The organism is Methanopyrus sp. (genome assembly GCF_053997775.1).
On sequence record NZ_JBMXXF010000027.1, the window covers coordinates 24,326 to 45,616 of the forward strand.

At 69.9% G+C, this 21,291-nt stretch carries 24 protein-coding genes; 5 read left to right on the plus strand and 19 right to left on the minus strand.

The window, feature by feature from the left end:
• Nucleotides 1-12 precede the first annotated feature (12 nt).
• The 5 genes from truD to ACXJJV_RS04050 are packed head-to-tail and all read right to left on the minus strand — an operon-like array spanning nucleotide 13 to nucleotide 4,412.
• A complete protein-coding gene (gene truD, locus ACXJJV_RS04030; protein ID WP_456466894.1) occupies nucleotides 13-1,302 on the minus strand; it encodes a tRNA pseudouridine(13) synthase TruD in 1,290 nt (429 codons plus the stop codon).
• A 43-nt stretch (nucleotides 1,303-1,345) separates the two neighbouring features.
• Nucleotides 1,346-2,026, minus strand: coding sequence for a nickel pincer cofactor biosynthesis protein LarB (gene larB / locus ACXJJV_RS04035; protein ID WP_456466895.1), 681 nt, complete (start codon nucleotides 2,024-2,026; stop codon nucleotides 1,346-1,348).
• On the minus strand, nucleotides 1,977-3,056 hold the full coding sequence (locus ACXJJV_RS04040) for an RIO1 family regulatory kinase/ATPase domain-containing protein (RefSeq protein ID WP_456466896.1): 1,080 nt from the start codon (nucleotides 3,054-3,056) through the stop codon (nucleotides 1,977-1,979). Before ACXJJV_RS04040 ends, larB begins: the two co-directional genes overlap by 50 nt.
• A gap of 47 nt (nucleotides 3,057-3,103) precedes the next feature.
• A complete protein-coding gene (locus tag ACXJJV_RS04045) occupies nucleotides 3,104-4,033 on the minus strand; it encodes an RsmB/NOP family class I SAM-dependent RNA methyltransferase (RefSeq protein WP_456466897.1) in 930 nt (309 codons plus the stop codon).
• Between the two features lies 1 nt (nucleotide 4,034).
• Entirely contained in the window at nucleotides 4,035-4,412 is a 378-nt protein-coding gene (locus ACXJJV_RS04050) for a hypothetical protein (RefSeq protein ID WP_456466898.1), read from the minus strand.
• Here ACXJJV_RS04050 and spcS point away from each other — a divergent pair.
• From spcS to ACXJJV_RS04070, 4 genes are read left to right on the plus strand one after another with little or no spacing between them, the layout of a single operon-like run.
• Nucleotides 4,411-5,706 (plus strand): O-phosphoseryl-tRNA(Sec) selenium transferase, encoded by a 1,296-nt coding sequence (gene spcS, locus ACXJJV_RS04055; RefSeq protein ID WP_456466924.1) that lies wholly within the window; start codon nucleotides 4,411-4,413, stop codon nucleotides 5,704-5,706. The genes ACXJJV_RS04050 and spcS overlap by 2 nt on opposite strands.
• Nucleotides 5,707-5,710: 4 nt before the next feature.
• Entirely contained in the window at nucleotides 5,711-5,959 is a 249-nt protein-coding gene (locus ACXJJV_RS04060) for a hypothetical protein (protein WP_456466899.1), read from the plus strand.
• Nucleotides 5,956-6,369, plus strand: coding sequence for an EamA family transporter (locus tag ACXJJV_RS04065; RefSeq protein ID WP_456466900.1), 414 nt, complete (start codon nucleotides 5,956-5,958; stop codon nucleotides 6,367-6,369). The genes ACXJJV_RS04060 and ACXJJV_RS04065 overlap by 4 nt, the downstream gene beginning before the upstream one ends.
• A gap of 7 nt (nucleotides 6,370-6,376) precedes the next feature.
• Nucleotides 6,377-6,946: a phosphatase PAP2 family protein gene (locus tag ACXJJV_RS04070; RefSeq protein WP_456466901.1), complete on the plus strand. Its 570-nt coding sequence runs from the start codon at nucleotides 6,377-6,379 to the stop codon at nucleotides 6,944-6,946.
• Nucleotides 6,947-6,996: 50 nt separating this feature from the next.
• Here the strand turns inward: ACXJJV_RS04070 and ACXJJV_RS04075 are convergent, their stop codons facing one another.
• From ACXJJV_RS04075 to ACXJJV_RS04095, 5 genes are all read right to left on the minus strand, one after another.
• Nucleotides 6,997-7,389, minus strand: a complete 393-nt coding sequence (locus ACXJJV_RS04075; RefSeq protein ID WP_456466902.1) for a hypothetical protein — start codon at nucleotides 7,387-7,389, stop codon at nucleotides 6,997-6,999.
• Nucleotides 7,390-7,454: 65 nt separating this feature from the next.
• The gene (locus tag ACXJJV_RS04080; RefSeq protein ID WP_456466903.1) at nucleotides 7,455-8,372 is read right to left on the minus strand and encodes a methionine synthase; all 918 of its coding nucleotides are present in this window, start codon (nucleotides 8,370-8,372) and stop codon (nucleotides 7,455-7,457) included.
• A complete protein-coding gene (locus ACXJJV_RS04085) occupies nucleotides 8,369-8,887 on the minus strand; it encodes a DUF2115 family protein (RefSeq protein WP_456466925.1) in 519 nt (172 codons plus the stop codon). The genes ACXJJV_RS04080 and ACXJJV_RS04085 overlap by 4 nt, the downstream gene beginning before the upstream one ends.
• Before the next feature lie 28 nt (nucleotides 8,888-8,915).
• Entirely contained in the window at nucleotides 8,916-10,358 is a 1,443-nt protein-coding gene (locus ACXJJV_RS04090; RefSeq protein ID WP_456466904.1) for a methanogenesis marker 14 protein, read from the minus strand.
• 21 nt (nucleotides 10,359-10,379) lie between these two features.
• Nucleotides 10,380-12,449, minus strand: coding sequence for a cobaltochelatase subunit CobN (locus ACXJJV_RS04095; protein ID WP_456466905.1), 2,070 nt, complete (start codon nucleotides 12,447-12,449; stop codon nucleotides 10,380-10,382).
• Between ACXJJV_RS04095 and ACXJJV_RS04100 the strand changes: the two genes are divergently transcribed.
• Nucleotides 12,418-13,782, plus strand: a complete 1,365-nt coding sequence (locus ACXJJV_RS04100) for a cobaltochelatase subunit CobN (RefSeq protein WP_498043500.1) — start codon at nucleotides 12,418-12,420, stop codon at nucleotides 13,780-13,782. The genes ACXJJV_RS04095 and ACXJJV_RS04100 overlap by 32 nt on opposite strands.
• Here ACXJJV_RS04100 and mtrH read toward each other — a convergent pair.
• The 9 genes from mtrH to mcrG form a co-directional block, all read right to left on the minus strand.
• Entirely contained in the window at nucleotides 13,779-14,747 is a 969-nt protein-coding gene (gene mtrH / locus ACXJJV_RS04105) for a tetrahydromethanopterin S-methyltransferase subunit H (RefSeq protein ID WP_456466907.1), read from the minus strand. The two genes, ACXJJV_RS04100 and mtrH, sit on opposite strands and share 4 nt — an antisense overlap.
• A gap of 25 nt (nucleotides 14,748-14,772) precedes the next feature.
• Nucleotides 14,773-14,994, minus strand: a complete 222-nt coding sequence (gene mtrG, locus ACXJJV_RS04110) for a tetrahydromethanopterin S-methyltransferase subunit MtrG (RefSeq protein WP_456466908.1) — start codon at nucleotides 14,992-14,994, stop codon at nucleotides 14,773-14,775.
• Between the two features lie 12 nt (nucleotides 14,995-15,006).
• Nucleotides 15,007-15,753, minus strand: a complete 747-nt coding sequence (gene mtrA, locus ACXJJV_RS04115; RefSeq protein ID WP_456466909.1) for a tetrahydromethanopterin S-methyltransferase subunit A — start codon at nucleotides 15,751-15,753, stop codon at nucleotides 15,007-15,009.
• A 13-nt stretch (nucleotides 15,754-15,766) separates the two neighbouring features.
• Nucleotides 15,767-16,105: a tetrahydromethanopterin S-methyltransferase subunit MtrB gene (gene mtrB, locus ACXJJV_RS04120; RefSeq protein WP_456466910.1), complete on the minus strand. Its 339-nt coding sequence runs from the start codon at nucleotides 16,103-16,105 to the stop codon at nucleotides 15,767-15,769.
• 13 nt (nucleotides 16,106-16,118) lie between these two features.
• A complete protein-coding gene (mtrC, locus tag ACXJJV_RS04125; RefSeq protein ID WP_456466911.1) occupies nucleotides 16,119-16,934 on the minus strand; it encodes a tetrahydromethanopterin S-methyltransferase subunit MtrC in 816 nt (271 codons plus the stop codon).
• Nucleotides 16,935-16,946: 12 nt separating this feature from the next.
• Nucleotides 16,947-17,648, minus strand: a complete 702-nt coding sequence (gene mtrD / locus ACXJJV_RS04130) for a tetrahydromethanopterin S-methyltransferase subunit D (RefSeq protein ID WP_456466926.1) — start codon at nucleotides 17,646-17,648, stop codon at nucleotides 16,947-16,949.
• An 85-nt stretch (nucleotides 17,649-17,733) separates the two neighbouring features.
• The gene (gene mtrE, locus ACXJJV_RS04135) at nucleotides 17,734-18,630 is read right to left on the minus strand and encodes a tetrahydromethanopterin S-methyltransferase subunit E (protein WP_456466912.1); all 897 of its coding nucleotides are present in this window, start codon (nucleotides 18,628-18,630) and stop codon (nucleotides 17,734-17,736) included.
• A gap of 121 nt (nucleotides 18,631-18,751) precedes the next feature.
• Nucleotides 18,752-20,413 carry a coenzyme-B sulfoethylthiotransferase subunit alpha gene (gene mcrA / locus ACXJJV_RS04140; RefSeq protein ID WP_456466913.1) on the minus strand — a complete coding sequence of 554 codons (1,662 nt, stop codon included), beginning with the start codon at nucleotides 20,411-20,413 and terminating at the stop codon, nucleotides 18,752-18,754.
• 89 nt (nucleotides 20,414-20,502) lie between these two features.
• Nucleotides 20,503-21,276 (minus strand): coenzyme-B sulfoethylthiotransferase subunit gamma, encoded by a 774-nt coding sequence (mcrG, locus tag ACXJJV_RS04145; protein ID WP_456466927.1) that lies wholly within the window; start codon nucleotides 21,274-21,276, stop codon nucleotides 20,503-20,505.
• Nucleotides 21,277-21,291 lie beyond the last annotated feature (15 nt).

The window sequence follows — 21,291 nt, forward strand, 5'->3', positions numbered from 1 at the left end:
CAGGGCGCCCCGCTAGTCGGCGTAGACCCCGCCCGAGCCCATCAGCTCCCGCAGCACCGTGGTCGCGTACCCGCCCCGGGGCAGCGAGAACCGGAACCGGACGACGTCCCCCCGGAGCACCTCGGCCCTCAACCGGTAGACCCGCAGCAGGGCGGGCTTCCGATCGCCCCCGGCGGACAGCTCCGGCATGGACGGGACCCGGAAGTCCTCCGGTGAGATCCCCTCCCGCTCCAGCACCTCCCGCTCGATCTCCCCCGGCTCCCCCTCGCTGAGCCGCGTCCGGTAGCCGGGGAGCGGCACGGTGGGCAGGCCGTCCCGGACGATGTCCCCCTCCACGGGCCGATCCAGCGGCAGGCCGCGGGCGAGCCGCTCCGAGAGGATCAGGTTGTACAGGTAGGACTGGTACGCGTGCACGAACATCCTCCGGATCCACATCGGCAGGCGGCGGAAGGCGTTGATGTAGTCGTCCGGGTGCCGGGCCAGGTGCCGCAGGATCTGGCGCTCGTAGTCCAGGAAGCGGGGGAAGCGCCGGAGCGCCTCCCGGAACTCCCCCCAGTGCTCCCTGAGCCACCGGCGGGCCTCGATCGCCTCCTCGGACTCGCGGGGGTACTCCAGGGTGAGGAAGACCTTCACGGCCCGCTCCCAATCCTCCCGGATCACGTACCGCCCGACGACGTGGGTCACGGGCCTCCGGCTGCCGAACCGCTGCAGGCCGAAGTAGTTGGGCACACCCCCCAGCTCCCGCACGCGCGCGAGGGGCCCGTCCACGCGGCGGGCGTCGGCCCCGCGCACGGTGATCACGAACCGGTTGCCCCAGAGGTCGCCCGGGCGCAGCTTGCGCCGGGCCCCGCCGACGGGGATGATCCGGAGGTCCCGGACCCGAACTCGGAGGAGGGAGTCCGGCGGGACCCCGCGGGCGCTCACGCGCTGGGCGGTCACGGCCCGCTTGTCCTTCATCCCGGCGATCCCGAAGTGGCGGTGGGGCCGGTGGAGGGCCCGGGCGATGCGGCGAACGGCCTTGAGCGTGTCCCAGTCGTACTTCTCCAGGTGGAAGACGGTGTGCGGGCGCCGGACCGTGAGCTGGGGGTGGAGTCGGGGGCGCCTCAGGCGGGCCCCGCAGTCGGGGCAGGTGCGGCCCCGGTGGTACTCCCGGCACTCGGGGCACTCGCCGACGAGGGTGAGGGGCACGTAGGTGTGCTCGGTGGGCTTCTCCATGACCAGGAAGTCCTCGACGCGCTCGCGGCAGGTGCCGCCGACTCCCCGCTTGATGAGGCGGGCCCGGATCCCGACGTACCGCTCCACGTCCTCGATCGTGCGCAGCCGGGCGGCCTCGCGCTCCAGCCCGCTAATCGTTCCCTCCCTCCCGGAGGACCGTGCGCACGATCTTGGCCGCGGCCGCGGCGGCGCCGACCCCGTTCCCGACGTTCACGACCGTGAGGCCGGGGGAGCAGGTCTGGAGCATGCTGAGCAGGGCGGCCTCGCCGGAGCCGCCGGCCCCGTAGCCCGAGGGCGTGGGGAGGCCGATCACGGGGACGTCCACGAGGGCGTTCACCGCGATCGGTAGGTGCCCGTCCATGCCGGCGGCGACGATGACCGCGTGCGGTCGGAACTCCCGGAGCTCGCGCAGGGCGGTGAAGAACCGGTGGGGTCCGGCGAGCCCCACGTCCACCCACTCCCGGGTTTTAACGCCCATCGCCTCCAGGATGAGGGTGGCCTCGCGGAGGTAGGGCAGGTCGGACGTGCCGGCGGCGAGCGCGGCGACGCGGCCGCCCCGGTACGGTGGATCGTAACCGGGGGCGCGCGCGATCAGGAGCCGGGCCCGCCCGTCGTACTCAACCTCGACCTCGTCCGGCAGTTCGAGGCGCTCCCGACGGTCCGGGTCGAGCCGGGACACGATGGCGAGCCCGTCCGCTCGGAGGAGGCGCCGGAGGGCGCGCTCGATCTCCTCGATCGACTTCCCCTCGGCCAGGACGACCTCAGGAAACCCGGTCCTCCTCCACCTCGCGACGTCCGGCCTTACGCTCACGGTCACCCTCCACCCTCTCCACGCTCTCCTCCAATCGCTCCAGGGTCTTCTCGGCCGCCTCCTTATGCTCCTCGTACTCCTCCCGCTTCTCCTCCATCAGCGCCTGCAGGTCGTCCGCGATCTCGTTGTACACCTCCTTGGGATCCGGGGCGTCGATCCGGTACTTGCGCCGGAAGTGCTGGATGACGTTCCGGATGTCCCGGTAGCACAGCTTGGGCGCGGACGGGTGCTCGACGGGCACGGCCTGCGGCCAGTCCACGTAGTACAGCTCCCCGTCCGGCGTGACGAGGATGTTGTGCTCGCTGAGATCCCCGTGCACGTAGTGACCCTCGAGCACCATCTCCTTGTAGTCCTCCAGGATCACCTCGAGCGCGTCCTCCGGGTTCTTCACCTTCACCTTGGCCAGCAGCGGGGCGGGGATGCCCGGCGCGTTGCCCTCGATCATGTCCATGGCGACCGCGTGCCGGTTGATGGAGCGGGGCTCGGGGACGGGGAAGCCCTTGGAGTTGAGGACCTGCAGCACCCTCATCTCCACCTGCGCCTTGGCCCGGGGCACGTCGAGCCGGTGATCCTCCACCTGCAGCTCCTCGCCGCGGACCTTCACCGCGGCGTACGCGAGCGTCTTCTTGATCCGCCGGAACTCGGGCGCGTGGTACCGGTGCAGCTTGATCACGATGAACTCGTCGTCCGGGTCCTTAGCGTTCAGGATCGTCGCCTCCTTGCCCTCGCCGATCACCGTGCCCAGCCGCTCGTACACGTCGTGCTTCTTCATGTCCCAGAGGGCGAGCGTGTCGTAGGCCCGCTCCTTCATCCGGGCCGCGTAGGTCTGGTACAGGTCGATGTACCGGTACTCGATCAGCCCCAACCGGTCCAGCTTCTCCAACCGGGACGCCAGCTCCGCGTAGTCCATCGGCAGGCGCTCCAGTAGCTTGTCCTCCGGGATCCACTCGAACGCCCGGCTGAGCCCCTCCATCGCCCGGAGGATAGCAACGTCCCGCTTGTCGACCGCGTCGCCCCCGTCCTCGACCAAGGCGCTCCCCGCCGTGGGCCGCGCGCCCCCGGTAGTTAAACTTGAGGTCACGGGACGCGCTCGATCACCGCGATGAAGAACCCGTCCGAGCGCAGGCTGGCCGGGTCCACGCGGAAGGCGTTGCGGAGGTCGCGCCGCAGTTCCCTCCCCTCCCACTCGGTCAGGCCGGGGACCGTGTGGGGCCGCAGCCACCGGGGGCGCGCGTCGACGATCCGGAACCGCTCGTCCTCCCCGAGCACCCGGTGAATCACGAGCTCGTTCTCCTCGGGGGACAGGGTGCAGGTGGAGTAGACCAGCCGGCCGCCCGGCGGCAGGAGCCGGACGACCGCCCGCAGCAGCCGCTCCTGCTTCCGCGCGAACCGACGCACCTTCCGCGGCGTCCACGTCTCCCGGGCGTGCGGGTCCCGGTGGAACGTGCCCTCCCCCGTGCACGGGGGATCGAGGAGCACGTACGGGGCGCCCACGCGGAGCCGGGTCACGTCCCCCCGGGCGACGATCACGTTGACCGCGCCCATCCGCTCCACGTTGTGCGCCAGCGACCGTACGCGCCGCGGGTCCACGTCCACGGCGAGGATGACGCCCCGGCCCTCCATCAACTGCGCCAGTTGCGTGGTCTTGCTCCCGGGGGCCGCGCACGCGTCGATCACCGGGCCCGGCGGCTCCGGGGACAGCAGCTCCGGCGGCAGCATCGAGGCCAGATCCTGCACGTAAATCAGCCCGGCCACGTGCTCCAGGGAGGACCCCAGCGGGCCCGGGGCCTCGAGCACTCGGAAGGCGTAGGGGAGCGGCGTCTCCTCCAGCCGCGCGCCCGCGCGCTCGAGGGACTCGACCACCGACTCGACGTCGGCCTTCAGCGTGTTCACGCGCACGTAGGTGGGGGGCCGACCCTCCAGCAGGTACCGGAACGCGTCCTCGGCCCGGTCCCCGAGGACGAGCTCGAGGCGCTCCCGGAACGCCCGCAGGAGCCCGGGCTTCATCCTACCACAGCCGGAGCCGGGCGTACTTCCGGGGAAGCCGGACGCGCAGGATCCCGTCCTCGCCCACCCGACCGGCCCCCATGACGACGCCGCGCACCGAGAGCTTATAGGCGCCCGGGGCGGCGCGGACCCGGGTCCCGCCCCGGATGGCCTCCGCGAGCTCCTCCCGCTCGAGTTCGAGGGTGGGCAGGTCCAGGAACGGGGCGGCGTAGAAGCCGGGCCGGTCCTCGGGGTCGATCCGCACCCCGGCGCTCACGACGCTGACCCCGGCCCCCTCCAGGTCGCGGAGCGCGGCGGCGACCTCCCGGGAGACCGCCCGACGCTCCCCCTCGAGCCTCACGACGGTGGGGGCGTCCCGCTTGCTGGACCCGGAGGACATGGAGGGTCTCATCCCCGAGCACATGCTGGAGCGCGGTCGGGTGGTCCTGGAGGCGTACCGGGAGCCGGTGGAGCGGTTGCTGCGGGAGCGACGGGTGCCGGACGAGGGGTGGCCGGAGGACCTGATTTGGAGCTTTCTGTGGGAGCTCTCGCGCATGGACACGGACAAGGATCCGAGGGCCGCGCGGATCGGGGAGCGGGAGGCCCGGGTGGCGTCCCGGCTCGCGGAGGCGTCGGTCTTCGGGTTCTGCCACGGGGTGGGTCGCAGCGGCACGCTGGTGGACCCGCAGCCGAAGGCCCCGGGCGCCTCGATCATGTACGGGCTGACGAACCGGCTGGTGGAGGACTTCCTGCGCCGGCTGGGCTACAGCATCGAGGGCGCGTTCGTCGTCCCGGGAGCGACGGGACTCTGCCTCACCCTGTGCCTGTCGGCCCTGGCGGAGGGGGAGGAGGTAATCTACCCGTACGCGGCGCACAAGAGCCCGATCAAGGCGGTGCGGCTCGCGGGACTGGGCATGCGGGTGGTGGACACGGAGATCGAGGGCGACGAGATCGTCACCCGGCCCGAGGACGTGGAGGAGGCGCTGGAGCGGTCCGACTCGCCCGCGGCCGTGCTGAGCACGGCGACGTTCTTCCCGCCGCGGCGGAGCGACCCGCTCCCGGAGATCGCGGAGCTGTGCGAGGAGTACGACGTCCCGCACGTCGTGAACGCGGCCTACGGGATCCAGCACGAGTACTACCGGGACCTGATCAACCGGGCCATCAAGCGGGGGCGCGTGGACGCGATCGTGAGCTCCACGGACAAGAACCTGCTGACCCCGGTGGGCGGCGGGATCATCTACTCGCCGGACCGAGGGGTCCTCGAGGAGATCTCCCGGGCGTACCCGGGCCGGGCCAGCGCGGCACCGGTCGCGCACGCGCTCGTCTCCCTGCTGTCCCTCGGCATGAAAGGATACCGGCGCCTGATGGAGAGGCAGAAGGAGTGCAAAGCGCTTTTGGATGAACTGCTGGAGGAGCTCGAGGGCCGGCGGGACGACGTGCGCGTCCTGGACGTGGAGAACCCCATCGCCGCCGCGATCGCCGTGGAGGGTCACGACCCGGTGGACCTCGCCGCCCGGTTGTACGTGCGTCGGGTGACGGGTCCCCGCGGGGTCCGAGCCGACGACCCGTTCGGAACCAGCCGGCTGCGAGGGTACCACTCCGACTACGTGACCATCAACGCGGCGATCGGTGTCCGGAAGGAGGACATCCGGCTGGCGGTTGAGCGGTTGGAGCGCGAGCTGGAGGGTGGTTAGCGCGGTGCAGTTCAACCGGGTGCGCGTCGAGGGCCCGGTCCGGGAGCTCGAGGTGCGGATCGGGAGCGTGGAGGTGGAGCGGAAGTTCGCAATGCTCCTCCGGGAGGGGGACCTGATCCTGGAGGAGTGCGGCCGGGAGTTCGAGCCGCACGAGGAGGTGAAGGTGGTCTCCGGGTACCGGGAGCCCGAGGAGAACGCGCCGACGGAGCGGGTCAGGGTGATCAGGGTGGAAAGGGTGGAGTTCCTGGGATGAAGGCCGAGGCCTACGCCCTCCTGACCGCCGTCGTCTGGGGACTGGCCCCGGTCGTGGAGAAGTACGGGTTGCGCGGGGTGGACCCGTTCACGGCGACGGTCGTGCGCAGCTGCGCGGCGCTCGCGTTCATCCTGACCGTGTACGCGCTCGTCGGGCACGCCCGCGTCAGCGGCACCCGGTACCTCCTGTACATGATCCTGGGAGGGATCCTGGGCGGCGGGGTCGGGATGTACCTATACTACCTGGCGCTCAGCGCCGGGAGCGCCTCCCGGGTCGTGCCCCTGTCCAGCACGTATCCGCTCTTCGCCACCCTGTTCTCGATCCTCGCCCTCGGAGAGCGGCCCAGCGTGACCACGCTGATCGGGTGTGCGCTCATTGTCGTGGGAGCGGTGCTCGTGGGCCGGGAGTGAGGTAAAGGTGAGACGCGAACCGACCGACCGGCTGGCCTACGGCCTGTCCCTGATTCTGAACCCGATCACGACGGAGGGCCTCGTCGCGCTGTGGCTCTGGACCCACGGGGACGCCCTGGGCTCGGTGCTGACGCTCTTCACCGCGGGCTCGATCCTCGCGATCGTGGTCTCCTACATCCGGACCCGAGGAACGGACGTGTTCCTGGAGAGGGTGGAGGACCGGCTGCCCCCGATCGCGGCCGGGTGCGCGTGCAACGGGCTCGGGGCCCTGGCGGCCCGACTCCTGGGCTCACCGCTCGCGTCCGAGATCCTGGCCGCGTACGCGCTCGCGAGCCTGATCGTGTACCTGATCACCCGACACTGGAAAATCAGCCTCCACGCCGCCTCCATGGGAGCGGTGGCCGGACTGCTGTGCTGGGCGGGGGACTGGGCGCCGCTCCTCGCCTGGCTGCCCATCACCGGGGCCGTCTGCTGGGCCAGGTTGCGGATGAACGCGCACACGCCCAGCCAGGTCACCCTCGGGGCGCTGGGCGGCGCCCTCTTCCTGTACGGCTTCCTAACCCTGACCGCCCGATGACGAGCCGTAGAGTGGCGGAGCGCGTGAAGAGGGGCATACGGGCCGAGGGCTCAGGACAGCGCCCGCGCCACCCGGAGCAGCGTCCGGTACCCCAGATCCACCGGATGTCTCCCCTCGAGCTCCTCCCGCAGCTCCTCCGGCAGTTCCCACCTCACCTCGTCCCACTCGTACTCCAGCCGGAACCGGGCCCTGCCCACCTCAACCAGCTCCTCCGGGTCGAGCCCCCGCTCCTCGATCCACCGCGCGATCTTCCGGACCAGCCCCGGGTGGGGGACCCGGCCGAACCCCTCGATTTCGATCGTCGCGAGCGCCTCCACCGGCACGTTAAGCGCCCTCGCGAGCGAGCGCAGTCCCATCCCGTGCGCCTGCACCATCCCCACGATCAGGTACCTACCCTCGCCGCGCTCCAGGACCTCGGCGACCCGATCCTCCAGACCCGACATCTCGCAGCCCTTCATACGAGTCGAGGCGAGGAAATTAAGGGTTGTTATTCTAACCGTGTCGAGTGTTATGAAAACACACGATCCCTGGCCTTGCGGACCACCCGGAGCTTCTCCCGGGCCACCCGGCGGGGCAGCCGGCGCAGGCCGCAGTCCGGGTCCACGAACTCGATCCGCTCCCCCAACTCCTCCCGGGCCCGCTCCAGGAGCCTCACCGCCTCGCGCACCCGCTCCACCCGATCCTCGTCGGAGCGCACCACCCCCACGCCGACGGGACGGGAGCCGGCGGCCACCGCCTCCAGGTTCTCCGGGTGGCCCGCGAACTCGTGGTCCATGACGTCCGCCTTGATCCTCCCCTCCAGCTCCTCGTACACGTCGACGACCCGACCGCAGACGTGGAGCACCCGGGTCCCGCCGCGGAAGGCGCGCAGCACGCGGTTGACGTACCGGGCCACCTTCCCCACCCTGACGGCGCCCGTGGACAGGATGGGCTCGTCCACCTGCAGCACCTCCGCGCCCGCCTCCCTGAGCCGGCGGGCCTCGACCGCCAGGGCGCGGGCCAGGTCCTTCAGCAGGCTGGGGTGGTCGTTGGACGGATACAGGTCGGTTTCCACCCTGAGGGAGTGAGCGAGCGTGACCGGCCCGGTGAGGATGGCCTTCACCTCCGCCCGCCCGTCCGCCGCCCTCACGGCCTCCCGGTAGTCCAGCACCACCGGGGAGGAGCGGGGTGGCTCCACCCGGCCGACCACCGCCGGCTCGCCCTCCGCGGTGAGTCCGGGGATGTACGAGGCGAAGATCTCGATCATGTCGCCCCGCACCTGACCGTCCGAGATCAGCTCCACCCCGGCCTCCAGCTGGTCCCGGACGGCCTCCCGGATGGCGGGGGCGTACGCGGACCGCCTCCTCAGCCGCTCCAGGAGCCGATCCTTGAGCCCCGGGTCGTAGTCGATCGGGTGGCTGCCGACGACCGTGACCGTCGGCCTCATGGTTCCACCTCCGGGTCCTGCTCGGCCGGGCAGATCGAGCAGAACGATCCGGGCTGATCCTCGCGCAGGCGCTTGAGCGGGCAGTAATAGGTGCCGTTCTCCTCCCGCACGCTCCCGAGGCCCGGGAAGGTCGTGCCCGGTGGGTGCACGGGCTCCTCCTCGATGAACACGGCGTAGGCGGCCAGCAGGCCCTCGTACAGCAGGAGCAGCGGGGAGTCGTAGTCCGGGTCCTCGGAGTACTCGCGGACCACGCGGAGGAACTCATCGTACCCCTCGATGGGCTCGTCGGGGAGGTCCTCGGGCCGAAGCTCCCGCGCCCGGCGGAGCCGCTCGACGATCACCCGCTGCAGGGTCTCCAGGATGCTCTCCCGGTAGCGCTTCGGGTGGATGTACCGGGCCTGGCGCCACAGGTCGCGCCGGAGGAGTCCCAGCACCGTGAAGTCGGTCCGCTCGGCGAGCTCCCGGGTCGCGGCCGCCAGGTCCCGGTAGGTGCGCAGTCCCTCGAAGGCGGACAGGACCTCCTCGAAGGAGTCGGGCGGGAGCTCAGGAAGCCTTCTCCTTCCGCTGGTGCTTGATCCGGAGGCCGAGAATGCACCCGCCCCCGCGGTTCCCTCCCAGGGGGTTCTTGGGCGTGCCGAGGCAGTTCATGCACCGGGCCATGGTCGCGGCCCCGCGGGCGAGCCCGTCGTCGACGAAGACCAGGTCCTCCTCCGGGTCCCAGTAGTCCCCGAACTCCTCCTGGACCATCCGGCAGATGAGCTCGGGCTTCTTGCCCGTGATCCCCGCCCGGCCGGTGATGCCGATGGCCGTGTTCTCGTCGATCAGGTCGAGGTCCAGGGCCGTCTCGATGAGGCGCTTGGCCATGATCGTGGCGGTCCAGTCCAGCACCCCGAACAGCAGCTCGTACCCGCCCTCCTCGTAGGCCTCCCGACCGATCTCGGTCAGCCGGGGCAGGTCGCTGCCGTTCTCCCCCACGTCGCACCCGATGAGCTTGAGCCCGGCCTTCTCCGCCCGCTTCGGGTTCACGGGCACCGTCCCGAAGCGCTTCGCGGTGCGCGGGACCTCCCGGATGTCGATGTACTCGTGCGCCTCCTCCGCCAGCTCCCGGGCCTTCTCCCCCGTGTCCGGCTCCACGTCCCTAGGCAGGTCCAGCGCGCAGCCCGTCTCCTCGTCGATCTCCCCGCACCCGCGCGAGATCGCGTCCATGATCGCGCCCGCCAGCCCGCAGAGGTTACCGATCGTGTCCGCGTACGGGAGCTCGTCGTTCGTGATCCGGCCCGCCAGCGTGGTCCCGTAGTCGATCGCCATGCACGGGTTCCGGAAGTCCACCTTGGTGGCCTTCGCCCCCGCCTTGATCCCCGCCATCACCAGCTCGCCCTCCATCTCGTTCGCCACGATCTCCTTGCCCGCCGGCGGCTTCACCCCCGTGACCGCCCCGTCGAAGTAGACCTTGTCGATCAGCGAGTACTCCCGGAACGGCTCCGGGATGTTCTCCTTGCTCATCGCCGCCGTCATCCGGTTGGGCGGCACGCCCGCCTTCAGGCACCCGTCCGCCAGCGCCTTGATCATCTCACCCACCTCCTCGGGCGAGGCGAACCCGGCCGTGACCCCGGTGGACCGAACCACGAAGTGCACGTCCTCGATCCGGATGTTCGCGCTCCTCACCGCGGACTTGAGCGTGTCCGCCACCATCTCCGCCACCGACTCGCGCGTGAGCTGGACCCCCCAGACCGTCTCCCCGAACACCTCCTCCCCCGTCCGCGGCGGGCGCACGTCCCGCGTCATCCGCACCTCCTTGTGGATCAGGTAGGTCATCCCCTCCTCCAGGTCCGTCGCCGTCAGAATGCACTTCGTCGTCGTGTTACCCAGCTCCACCGACGCCACGATGAAGTAGTTCCGACTGACCGCCATCGGACCCGTGACCCGCTCGCTCTCGGCCACCTGCGGCTCCGGACCGCGGCGAAACAGCCGAGAGAATAGCCCCATTGAACGGCCCCGGTGCGGGGCTCACCCGACCGGATTATCCCTTTCGGACCCGAGCTCCTCCTCCACCACCCCTTCACACACCTCCCGGACCACCTCATCGATCGCCCGAACGAGCTCCCGGTTCGTGACCCCCAGCTCCTCGTTCTCCTCCCCGGGGCGCTCGAGCGCCTTCCCCAGGTCCACCCCCAGCTCCCGGGCGATCAGCTCCCGCAGCCGGTTCCGGCAGAGCGCGTACAGGAACTCCGAGAGCAGCCCGGGATCCCGCGGCGGCTCCCCGATCACGTGCAGTCCCCTCTCGATGAACGCGCCCGCCCGCGCCTCCCACTCCTCGAACAACCGCGGGTCCACCTCTCCCGACCGCTCCGCCTCCTCCAGCCGCTCCTCCAGCTCCCTCACCCCCGCCTCCGCCTCCCCCAGCGGCGGCGGGCAGTGATCCACGAGCGTCGAGTACCCGCGCCGCTTCGCCTGCGTGCCCTCGGACGGGTTGCTCACGACGTACCAGTACACGACCGGCAGGTCCCCGACGCAGACCTCCGGCCAGCACGCCTCGGACAGCCCCACCGACTTCCCCGGCAGCCACTCCACCGTCCCGTGCGTCCCCGCGTGCAGGAGCACGTCCGCCCGGAACTCGTCCCGGATCCACCGGTAGAAGGCGTAGTAATGGTGCGTCGGCGGACAGTGCGGATCGTGCAGGATCCTGCAGACCTCCCCGCTGCACTCCGTCCCGGCGCACCCCCGCTTCGGCTGCACCCCGAGGAACACGTTCCCCGTCCGGATCCCCGCGATCACGATGCAGTCGTCCACCACCATCGCGTCCCCGGGCGGCTCACCCCACTCCTCCACCATCCGCTCCCGCAGCTCCTCCGGCAACTCCTCGAACCACTCCAGGTACCGGTCCAGCGGGACCAGATCCACCGCGCCGCCCGCGGCCAGGATGTCCTCCACGGTCGTGCCCTTGAACTCGTTGAACGCCCGCCGCCGGAAGAACTCCCGCTCCAGCTCCCGACCGTCCTCCGGCACCCAGTCCAGCCGGTATCCCTCCTCCCGCAGCCGCCGCAGCAACCGGGCCAGGCTCTCGAACGTGTCCAACCCCATCGCCGACCCGATCCCGGCCTCCCCCTGCGAGCAGATCCCGTTGTTCAGGACGACCGCCACGCGGCGCTCCCCCGGCGGCTTCCGACGCAACCGGGCCCAGCGCAGCGCCCGCCGGGCCGCCAGCCGGCACCGCCCGGGCTCCGGCTCGTAGCCGTCCTCGGCCTTGAACCCGACCGGAATCGGATCGACCCGACCCTGCAGCTCGCCCATCGCGACCCCGTACGCCAGGTCGCCCGGGCCCAGCCCCTGCTCCGACTCGCGCCACTCCCCCCGGGACCGGTACCAGGAGATCACCGCGTTGATCACGGGCACACCGAGCCGGCGGAGCGCCTCGAAGCCCCGCTCGTACCCTCGCCTGAAGGAGGGCTTCTTGACGACCAGCAGCGCGTCCACGACCGGCTCTCCGTCCACCGTGAGGAGCTCGTCCAGCGGGCGCCCGCGGCCCGGCCTGGTGAACACGCCCAGGGCCCGACCGCCCGCGCGCTCGACCTCCCGGATCAGCCGGTCCGGGACGTCGGTGCAGCCCCAGACCCACATCTCCCGGCTCAGGTAGACCCCGACCGTCTCCCGGTCGGAGGGCCCGGGCGGCCCCTCCAGCGGGCCGCGATCCGGGTGGTACAGGCCGTCCCACGGTCGCTCCTCCGGGGGCTCGTACCCCAGGTCCAGCCCGAGCACCTCGCTCGCCAGGTAGCGGAGGGCGTGCTCCAGGTTCCGCTCCCCGCCGTACTCCACGTACTCCCGCACGCGGTCGACGACCCGGTCGGGCACGGTGTTCAGGGACTGAACCCCGGTGGAGCCGTCGACGGGCACGGCCACGATCTCCGCGCTCTCGTCCGGGACGACGGGCCGGGTGACGCGGAGCAGGACGATCAGGTCGTAGTCCCCGGACTCGGGCGCGTCGTCCTGGGTCGCCACCTCGAGGTCGAAGGGGAGTCGCTCGGCCACGCGCCGGGCGGCCCGGAGCATGACGCGGGAGCACACGCAGAGGGCTCGCACGATAACCCCCTCAAGGCTTATTCGGTGTTACCTTAGTAACGTTTCGTGGTACGGCGTGCGGGCGGGGTCCGGTTTGGATCTTAAGGAGCGCGTGCGGGAGGCGGTCCCGGAGGAGGCCCGGGAGTTCGCGCGCTCGGTGCTCCGCCGGCTGCTCGCGTGCGAGCGGGAGCTGGAGGTCACGGTGAGGGCGCTCGAGGGGCGGTTCGTCGAGCCGGGTCCCTCGGGCAACCCCACGCGGGGCGACGTGGACGTCCTGCCCACGGGCAAGAACTTCTACTCGGTGGACCCGCGGAAGGTGCCGACCCGGCGGGCCTGGCGGGTGGGCCGGCGGCTCGCGGAGAGGACGCTGGAGCGGTACCGGGAGGACCGGGGCGGGTACCCGCGCGCGGTGGGGATCGTGCTCTGGGCGTCGGACGTGATGCGGACGGGCGGTGAGGTGCTGGCGCAGGTCCTGTGGTTGCTGGGCGTGCGGCCCCGGTGGGATGGAGCGGGCGTGGTTCGGGGGCTGGAGGTGGTCCCGGTCGAGGAACTGGGCCGACCGAGGGTGGACGTGGTGGTCCGGATCAGCGGGATGTTCCGGGACGCGTTCCCGAACCTGATCGAGCTCCTCGACGAGGCGTTCGAGCTGGTTCGGAACCGGGACGAGTCGGAGGAGGAGAACTTCGTGAGGCGGCACGGGGGCGGTCACCGCGTCTTCGGAGACCCGCCGGGGGCGTACGGGGCGGGCGTGAACTACGCCGTGCACGCGTCCGCGTGGGAGGATCGGTCGGACCTGGCGCGGGTGTACGTGCGGTGGGGTGGGTACGCCTACGGTCGGGACGCGTTCGGCGAGGAGGCCTTCAAGGAGTTCGAGCGGGCGCTGTCCAACGTGCGGGCGGTGTCGGTCGCGCAGTCCTCGCACGAGTGGGATCTCCTCGGTTGCTGCTGCCACTTCGCGTTCCACGGGGGGATGGTCGCGGCGGCGGAGGAGCTCTCGGGGGAGCGGGTGGAGTGTTACCATCACGACGTGACGGACCCGAACCGGGTGCTCACGCGGTCGATCGAGGAGGAGCTGCGGCGGTTGGTGGATCAGAAGCTGGCGAACGAGGAGTGGATCGAGGCGATGCTGAGGCACGGGGCGAAGGGCGCGTCGGAGTGGTTGAAGCGGGTGAAGAACCTGCTGGGGTGGGACGCAACGACGGGTCGGGTGCCGGACGAGTGCTGGGAACGGATCGAGGAGACGCTGCGGCGGTACGAGGGGCGCTTCTCGGACGAGAATCCGTACGTGGTGCGGTACGCGCGGGAGGTGCTGGGGGAGGTGAAGAAAAGGGGACTGTGGGGACGTGGGGACTAGCGGACGATGTTGGCCGGGTGGTCCTCGACCTGCGGCTCGATGCCGATGTCCTCGTTGGCCTCGGCGATCAGCGCGTCGATCATCGCCGCTGCCGCCCAGATGGCCGGCGCGTTCTCGATGGGTCCGAAGAGCAGGTAGTCGGCCCCTAGGATGTTCTCGAGGATGTTGGAGCCCCAGTCCACGGACTCCCACATCATCTTGGCCCAGTCCTCCCTGCCCTCCTCGCGGAGCTTCTTCCTCAGCTCCCGCATCCAGTCCCAGGCGGACGGGATGTTGTGCGGCGCTCCGCCGACGGGCAGGCCTAGCTTGGCCTTGACCGCGATCACGGCCTTCACGGACTGGCCCGCACCCGAGCCGAACGGCGTGGCGGCGGTGTCGATCAGCGGGTTCTCGATGCCGCACTCGTCGGCGATCTCCAGCATGCCCTGCTCGGAGACGCCCTCCTCGCCCTCCGTGAGGATCTTCAGGCGCCCCTCGATGGACGAGTCCATCGGGTTGAAGGCCAGGACGATGGCGGAGTTGCAGTCGGACTCCTTGATCGCCTGGATCTCCTCGTCCTCGGCGGACGCGTTGATCGAGTTGTACACGATCCGCTCGGCCAGGCCGACCTCCTGCGCGTGCTTGACCGCGGCGATCTTCACGTTGGCCTCGGTGGAGTCCACGATGATGGGCGCGTCGGTCACGTCGGCGACCCAGTCCAGGTACCGGATCATGGCCTCCTCCGACTCGGCCATGATGTGCGCCATCATCGGGTTACCGGTCTCGTCGGCCAGCTCCTCCTCCATCTTGATGAGCTCCTCGGCCTTCTCCTCGTCGAACTCGCCCTTCTCCTCGTCCTTCACGATCTTGTGCCCGGCGTAGAACATCGTGCCGGCGAGCACCGTCGGGTACTCTCCGGGCTGACCCCCGATCTTCACCCCGCAGATGTCCACCACCTTCTGCTCCTTACCCGGGAAGTAGAACAACGGACATCACCCCCAAGGTTGCACCCTATCGGAAGGCTGCCCCCAGCAGCAGGTACAGCATGCACAGGTACAGACCGATCACGAGCCCGTACAGTATCCCGATGTCCCGGCCGATGCGCTTGCCGAAGCGCTGGTAGACCTCACCCCACACGAAGTCCAGACGCCGCTCGATCTCGTCCAGGCGCGAGTGGATCTCCCGAATGTCGTCCTCGGGCGCGATCATCTTGGGGACCTCTTCCTCGGCCACGGGTGCTCCCCCCTACGCTCCCAGCAGGACGAGGGGGACGAACAGGAACACCAGCCCGGAGACCAGGCCGAACAGCAGGCCCATGGTGCGTCCGGACAGGTAGCCGGCCATGTAGCGCTGCATCGCGCCCACGCTCTTGACGCCCAGCCGCACGTCGTTCACCCGGTACTCGACCGTGACCGTCTCCGCGGACACCGGCATGCCGGCGACCTCGGCGAGCTCCTCCTCTTCCTCCTCCTCGAGCGAGACCGTCATCGGCCCCTCCTCGTAGGCCCCCGGGTCCTTCTCCACGCACTCCTCGATCGCCTTCACGATCTCGTCAACGTCCTCCACGTCGATCAGGTCCACGAGCTCCACGATCTGGTCCCGGTACCGCTCGATCGCCTCCTCCGGCAGGTTCTCCAAGTACGGGATGGCCCCCTCCGCCCCGATGATCTCACCGGAGTCCGGGTCGACCCCGTTCTCGTACATCGCCTTGAACGACTGGCCCGTGAGGTGCCCCGTCACCTCCGCGCCGCAGAGCACGCAGAACCGGATGTTCGGGTTGGCGATCACGTTGGCGATTACCTTCTCGATACCGATGTTCTCCGTCTTGCACGGGCCGGCGATGGCCACCTTGTCCTCCCCGGCCGCCTTCAGGATGTCCTCCTCGATGTGCGAACCGAGCGTGACCACGTGCACGGGCGCCTCCGGGTCCCCGACGACGTAGTCCCCCTCCACGACGGGCCAGCCTTCCGCCGGCTCCTTCTTCTCGGGCACGGAACCTCACCCCCTAGATGCCCATCATGCGAAGCAGGTGCATCTTGTACACCGCGGCGAGCGTGAACGCCACGAGCGCGACCAGGATCACCCCGATCGCGAAGCCGTGGGTGAAGTTGGTGAGGAAGGCGGCCGTGCCGTGCACGCCCTCTCGACCCGGCAGCGTGCCCCACGTGGTCGTGGACGGGTCCAGCGCGCGCATCATGTCGGTGACGTACTCGTCGAGCCGCTCCACCTCCTCGTACAGGGGCATCACGTCCAGCGTCACCACGTCCTCCCGCCACTCCGCGACCGCGCCCGTGACCGCGTCCATCGCGATCTGGGCGTCCTGATCCACGATCGCGATCGCCACGGGACGCTACCCCCTACTCACCCTTCGGGACGACGCCCGTCCAGACGACGTCCGCCGCGTCCCGCTTCGTGTAACCCCAGAACTTCCAGAACGAGATCAGCCACGCGATCCCGCCGGCGATCAGCACGATCGGGTTCGCGGACGCCAGCCCGGCCACGATCGCGCTGATCGACCCGCACTCCGCGGCCAGGGACAGCGTCCGCTCCTGCGTCTCGCTGGGCCCCAGGCACGCGTTGTACGGGTGCAGCAGCGACAGCGCGCACGCCACCCACAGCACGGCGATGATCCCCGTCCGAATCACCCGGGAGTACACGGCCGACCACGTGAAGTCCCCGGCGACGGCCGCCATCAGGCACATGAGGGCCAGCGTGCCCGCCGCCACGATCTCCGTGCTGCACCGCTCCATCACCGGGATCTTCATCTTGATCACGCGCCGGTCCAGCACGCCCAGCAGCGCGCCGATCGCGGCCCCCAGGATCGTGCCGACCGCCGCCGCGATCGGCGCGTACGTGACGTTGGTCATCGCCACGGCCAGTAGCGCGGCCACCGAGCCGCCGCCCAGTCCCATGTACCCGATGGACGGGACGCCCGTACCCAGACCGTACCCGGCCACGCGGCGCACCGCGTCCGCGCCCCACATGATCACCGGGATCGCCGCGATCGCCGGGATCACCGGGTGCACCCAGGCGAGTGAGATCCCCACGATCCCAGAGACCACGCCCGCGAGGATCAGCTTCCACGGCGGGATCGCGACGGCCACCTCCACCTCCTCTTCCTCCTCCTCACCGCCGGGGGCCACCGCCGACAGGAGCAGGGTTCGGGCGAGCAAGGGGGACTCCCCCTACACGTACGTGCTCATCACGTAGGCGATGATGGACGCGACGATCCCGAACGCGATCGAGCACGCCGCGGCCCGGGGCACCCGCGTGAACTTGGGGTCGTGGTACCCCTCGATCGTGCCGCCGATGTTGTAGGAGGCCAGCACGGCGTTCGCGTAGAAGAACCCCATGGCCAGGACCCCGGCGAGCGCCGCGCTCATGCCGAGCACCTTGTACAGGGCGAAGTACGTCATCGCGCCGCCCGTCCCGCCGAGCAGGCCCCCGAAGATCCCGCTCACGAAGCTGACCGTGGGGATCCCGTGACCCTCCGTACCCGGGGTCACGTAGGGCTCCTGGTCCCAGCCCGTGAGCGGGTCCCGGTCCACCTTGGCCGAGCACGGCGGGCAGCCGACGCCGTACACGTAGATCAGGTTACCCACGAGCATCGTGATCGCCATCATCACCGCCGCGCCGGCGGCCCCGTTCGCCAGGATGACCGCGAAGGGCTTGTCGCTCATGGCGGCGGCCGTGATGAGTCCCGTCAGTCCGGAGCCCGCGGCGAGCTGGGTCGTACCCGTACCCACGCCCGTCGCCGTCGCCATGGCCGCCGGCGCGCCGCCCACGGGCACGTAGTGCACGCCCACGTTCACGAGGATGCTGCCGTAGGTGATCAGGATCAGCGTCGCCCACAGCTTGCTCACCGCGGTCCAGTTGACGGCGGCCATCGCGAAGGCGACGGCGAGGAGGGGGATGGCCAGGCCGAGGCCGCGCGCGTTCAGCTTGGCGCCCTCACCCACGGTCGGGTCCCCCCTACACCGCGTCGCAGATCTCGTCCAGCTCCACGTCCTCGTACGTGCCGTAGTTCTCCCGCGCCCGCTTCTCGATCCGGTTGCTCACGATCAGGCAGCCGAGCGTGACCAGGAGCATCGCGATCACCGCGCCCCACTGGCCGAACAGGCCGGCCCACGTGCTGAAGAACACGACCAGGCCGAAGCAGAGCCCCGTGAGCGGGCACCCGTACTTCGCGCAGAAGTACACGCTGTCCATGGAGTTCCGGATGCCCGTCTCCGCCTTCCGCGTGATGTTACCGTGCGCGGCCACCGGGACACCGCCGCCGAACGGGTAGTGCTGGTACAGTCGCTCGGCACCGTAGTGCACGTCGCCCGTCGAGGAGCCGATCGCGCCCACCGTCACGCCCCAGAGCGCGGCCAGCAGGGGCAGCGGGAACGGGTGCTTAAGGGCGGACCACTGCAGGTACGCGAGGGAGATGATCGCGAAGGTCGCGATCCCTCCGAACCCCGCGATCGGGCCCAGGTGCGACAGGACCACGTCCAGGTAGATCGGGTGCCCGAACTCCGCCGCGCTGGCGATCCTGCCCAGGTGGGCGGTCGTCGCGAAGGCCATGTGGATGAGCGCGTTCACGCCCACGCCGATCGCGGCCGCGGCGAGGAACGGGAGGCCGAACTTCGTCATCATGACCCAGGTGACCGTGCCGGCCACCGCGCCGTACATCATGTAGGAGACCGGCTCGCCGGAGATGGCCTTGTTGAAGTACCGGTGGAAGTTCATCATCTGGGGCGCCAGCTGGACCTGCGAGTTCGGGTTGGACTGCGAGCCCACGTCGGACTCGGCGTCCTCGAACGCGCCCGCGATGGTGGCCAGCGCGCCCATGGCCGCGGTCAGCCCGATCTCCGTGAGGCCGACCAAGGGGATGATCCCCCTGAACGTAGGTTGAACGGGGGTAAACGGAGGTTACGTTACGCCCCACGAAACGATCCGCGGTTCCGGCGTTTAAAAAGGTTGTGTGGGGGTCGGGGGCGTTCCCGGCCTACTCGGCCGGGATGATGATGTCCCGCTCGCCGGCCGGCTCGAACTCCCGCAGCGCGCCCTTGGCGAACTCCTTGCGCGGCTCCGTGAAGTCGAAGACCAGGTCCGGGTCGGCGAACGCCACCTTCACCAGTGGGTTGACGCAGAACGCGTCGCCGCGCGCCGCGTGCGCGGCCTGCACGATGCCCGCGTACTCGCCGAGGTGACCCACGTTCATCGCGTAGTTCGGGTAGTTGGGTCCTCGGAGCTCCAGTGGCAGGCCCTCGTCGCTCCGCACGCTCAGCGAGTTGGCCGCGCCGCACTGGTCCTGCAGGTCGTAGCCGTAGAAGCCCAGTCGACCGTGACCCTCCTTGTGCAGGAGCTGCGACAGGTACCAGCCGTTCACGCCGGCCTGCGAGTGACCGGTCGCGAACGCCACGCTGCAGCCGGACGCGGCCGCGACCACGGCGGCTCGCTGGGAGCCGCCGAAGTGCGTCTCCATCGCGGCCGGGTACCGCTCGTACTGCTCGAGGCCGTACAGGGTCACCTCGGTGGCCACGTCCTTGACGACCTCCATGTCCGGGTCGGCCTCGGCCAGGCCGTACTTGTCCTCGACGTAGTCGAGGCCGTAGTACACGTAGTCGTCCAGGATGTTGTCCGTGTACACCGCGGTCGCGTACTGGGTGAAGCCCACGCCGCCGGACATGTAGGAGCCCAGCCAGATCTGGTCGTACAGCATCGCGCCGGCGCCGATGACCTCCAGCGCGACCTTGGCCGGGTCGTCCGGGTATTTCCGCATCGTCTGGACGCAGTCGGCCAGGATGCCGAACGGGACGCCGCCCGGCTCGTTCTCACCGCGGGCGCGCCGGGCGGGCAGCATCTCACCCATGTTGATGACCTCGGCGTGCTTGCTCGCGTAGGCGAAGTCGGACACGGCCGCCTCTCCGGCCGCGATCTTGTACGCGCAGATGAAGGACATCGCGATCTGCATGGCGGCCCAGCGGTACATGGTCGCGCCGTCGCAGATGTGGCCGACGATGGTCGGCATCCGCAGGACCTGGTACACGCGGTCTCCGATGGCCTTGATCAGCTGCTCGGCCTGCTCCTCCGGGAAGAGCTTCTCGATGTCGATCAGGAAGCGGTCGTCGATCTCGTCGGCCAGCTCCAGGTCGCCGGTGATGATCTTCGCGTAGCAGTCCCAGGTGAGGCCCGGGTGGATCTCCACCATGTGCTCCTGCACGACCGCGCCGCCGGGCAGCGCGTGGTTCAGGGTCTCCATGTACTCGTTGATCGTCTCGGGCGTGACCTCCTTACCCAGTCGGCGCTCCAGCACGCGGTGGGCCGTGTCCATTCCGACGATGACGGTGCGGCGGATGTCGTCCCACATCTGCTGCATGGCGGCGTTGTTCACGAAGTGCAGGTCGTCGCCCTCGACGAACACGTCCGTGCCGGAGACCTGGTACGGCATCAGCTTGCGCTGGCCGAGCGGGACGCCGATGTCCGGGTTGTAGTGCGGGATGCCACGCTCCTCGGCGATCTTGTCCGCCCACTCCTTGAACTCCTTCTTGCGCTCGGACTGCTTCCAGCCGCCGTAGTCGTAGAAGTGGGTGGTGACGTCCTCCGGATCCTCCTCGAACTTCTCCTTCAGGGCCTTCATGAAGAGCTTCTCTTCCTTCTCGGCCATGCGGCCACACCCCATTCGGCGGGTCTCATCCGGATTCTTAAGTGTTTCCAAATATTCGGAGGGGTGGAGCGTGTGAGGGGGGTGTGAGGTTACTTGCCCTCGGCCTCATCCGGCCGGTAGCCGGCGAGGGTGCGGAGCTCGTGGATGCGCTGGACGACCTGGATGAGCTCCTCGTCCTCCCGGTACGGGACGCCGTCGATCCGGTAGATGGTCGTGCGCTCCTTCAGCTCGTCCTCGTCCGCGGGCTTGCCCACGGGGATGGGCTCGTCCAGCTCGACGCCCACCTGGTCCTTGACGTACTCAACCTCGCCCGTCTCCTCGTTCAGGCGGTAGCGCCGGAGCGCGTCGAACATCAGGCCGTTCTCGTCGAGTCGCAGGGAGTGACCGTGCACGGTCGCGCCGCGGACGCCGGTCCGGGCCGGGTCGAAGATCTCGGTCTCGAGCAGCTCCTTGGAGATCTTCTCCAGGTCGCGCTCGCGCACCTCGATGATCTGTCGCCCGGACAGGGTGCCCGTGTCCACGCCGCGGTAGCGCCACATGTACATGCGGGCGCGGATGTACGGGTGGATCGGGGCGAAGTATACGGAGTCGGTGAACTGGATGTACCGGATCCGGTCGCCCGCCTTGGCCCCCTCGGTGGGCTCGACCAGCTCGCGGATCGGGCACTCCGGCTCCTCCATCTCCTCCAGCGGCGGGTGCACGCTCGGGTACTCCTCACCCGGCTCGCGGTGGCCGAGCAGGCGGACGATGTCCTCGTCGGGGATCTCGCGCAGGCGCTTCAGCTCCTGGGTCGGGTCCATGTACTTGCGCCGGTTTTCGGCGATCTTGGTCTCGCCCGGGTAGAACTGGGCCTTCTCGGCCATCTCGTCGCGCACGTT

Coding starts and splice junctions, on each gene's coding strand:
- ACXJJV_RS04045 (WP_456466897.1), bottom strand. CDS start 4,033: ATGAAGCCCGGGCTCCTGCGGGCGTTCCGGGAGCGCCTCGAGCTCGTC.
- spcS (WP_456466924.1), top strand. CDS start 4,411: ATGGAGGGTCTCATCCCCGAGCACATGCTGGAGCGCGGTCGGGTGGTC.
- ACXJJV_RS04050 (WP_456466898.1), bottom strand. CDS start 4,412: ATGTCCTCCGGGTCCAGCAAGCGGGACGCCCCCACCGTCGTGAGGCTC.
- ACXJJV_RS04065 (WP_456466900.1), top strand. CDS start 5,956: ATGAAGGCCGAGGCCTACGCCCTCCTGACCGCCGTCGTCTGGGGACTG.
- ACXJJV_RS04075 (WP_456466902.1), bottom strand. CDS start 7,389: ATGTCGGGTCTGGAGGATCGGGTCGCCGAGGTCCTGGAGCGCGGCGAG.
- ACXJJV_RS04080 (WP_456466903.1), bottom strand. CDS start 8,372: ATGAGGCCGACGGTCACGGTCGTCGGCAGCCACCCGATCGACTACGAC.
- ACXJJV_RS04090 (WP_456466904.1), bottom strand. CDS start 10,358: ATGGGGCTATTCTCTCGGCTGTTTCGCCGCGGTCCGGAGCCGCAGGTG.
- ACXJJV_RS04100 (WP_498043500.1), top strand. CDS start 12,418: ATGACGCGGGAGCACACGCAGAGGGCTCGCACGATAACCCCCTCAAGG.
- mtrD (WP_456466926.1), bottom strand. CDS start 17,648: ATGGCCGCCGTCAACTGGACCGCGGTGAGCAAGCTGTGGGCGACGCTG.
- mcrA (WP_456466913.1), bottom strand. CDS start 20,413: ATGGCCGAGAAGGAAGAGAAGCTCTTCATGAAGGCCCTGAAGGAGAAG.
- mcrG (WP_456466927.1), bottom strand. CDS start 21,276: ATGGCCGAGAAGGCCCAGTTCTACCCGGGCGAGACCAAGATCGCCGAA.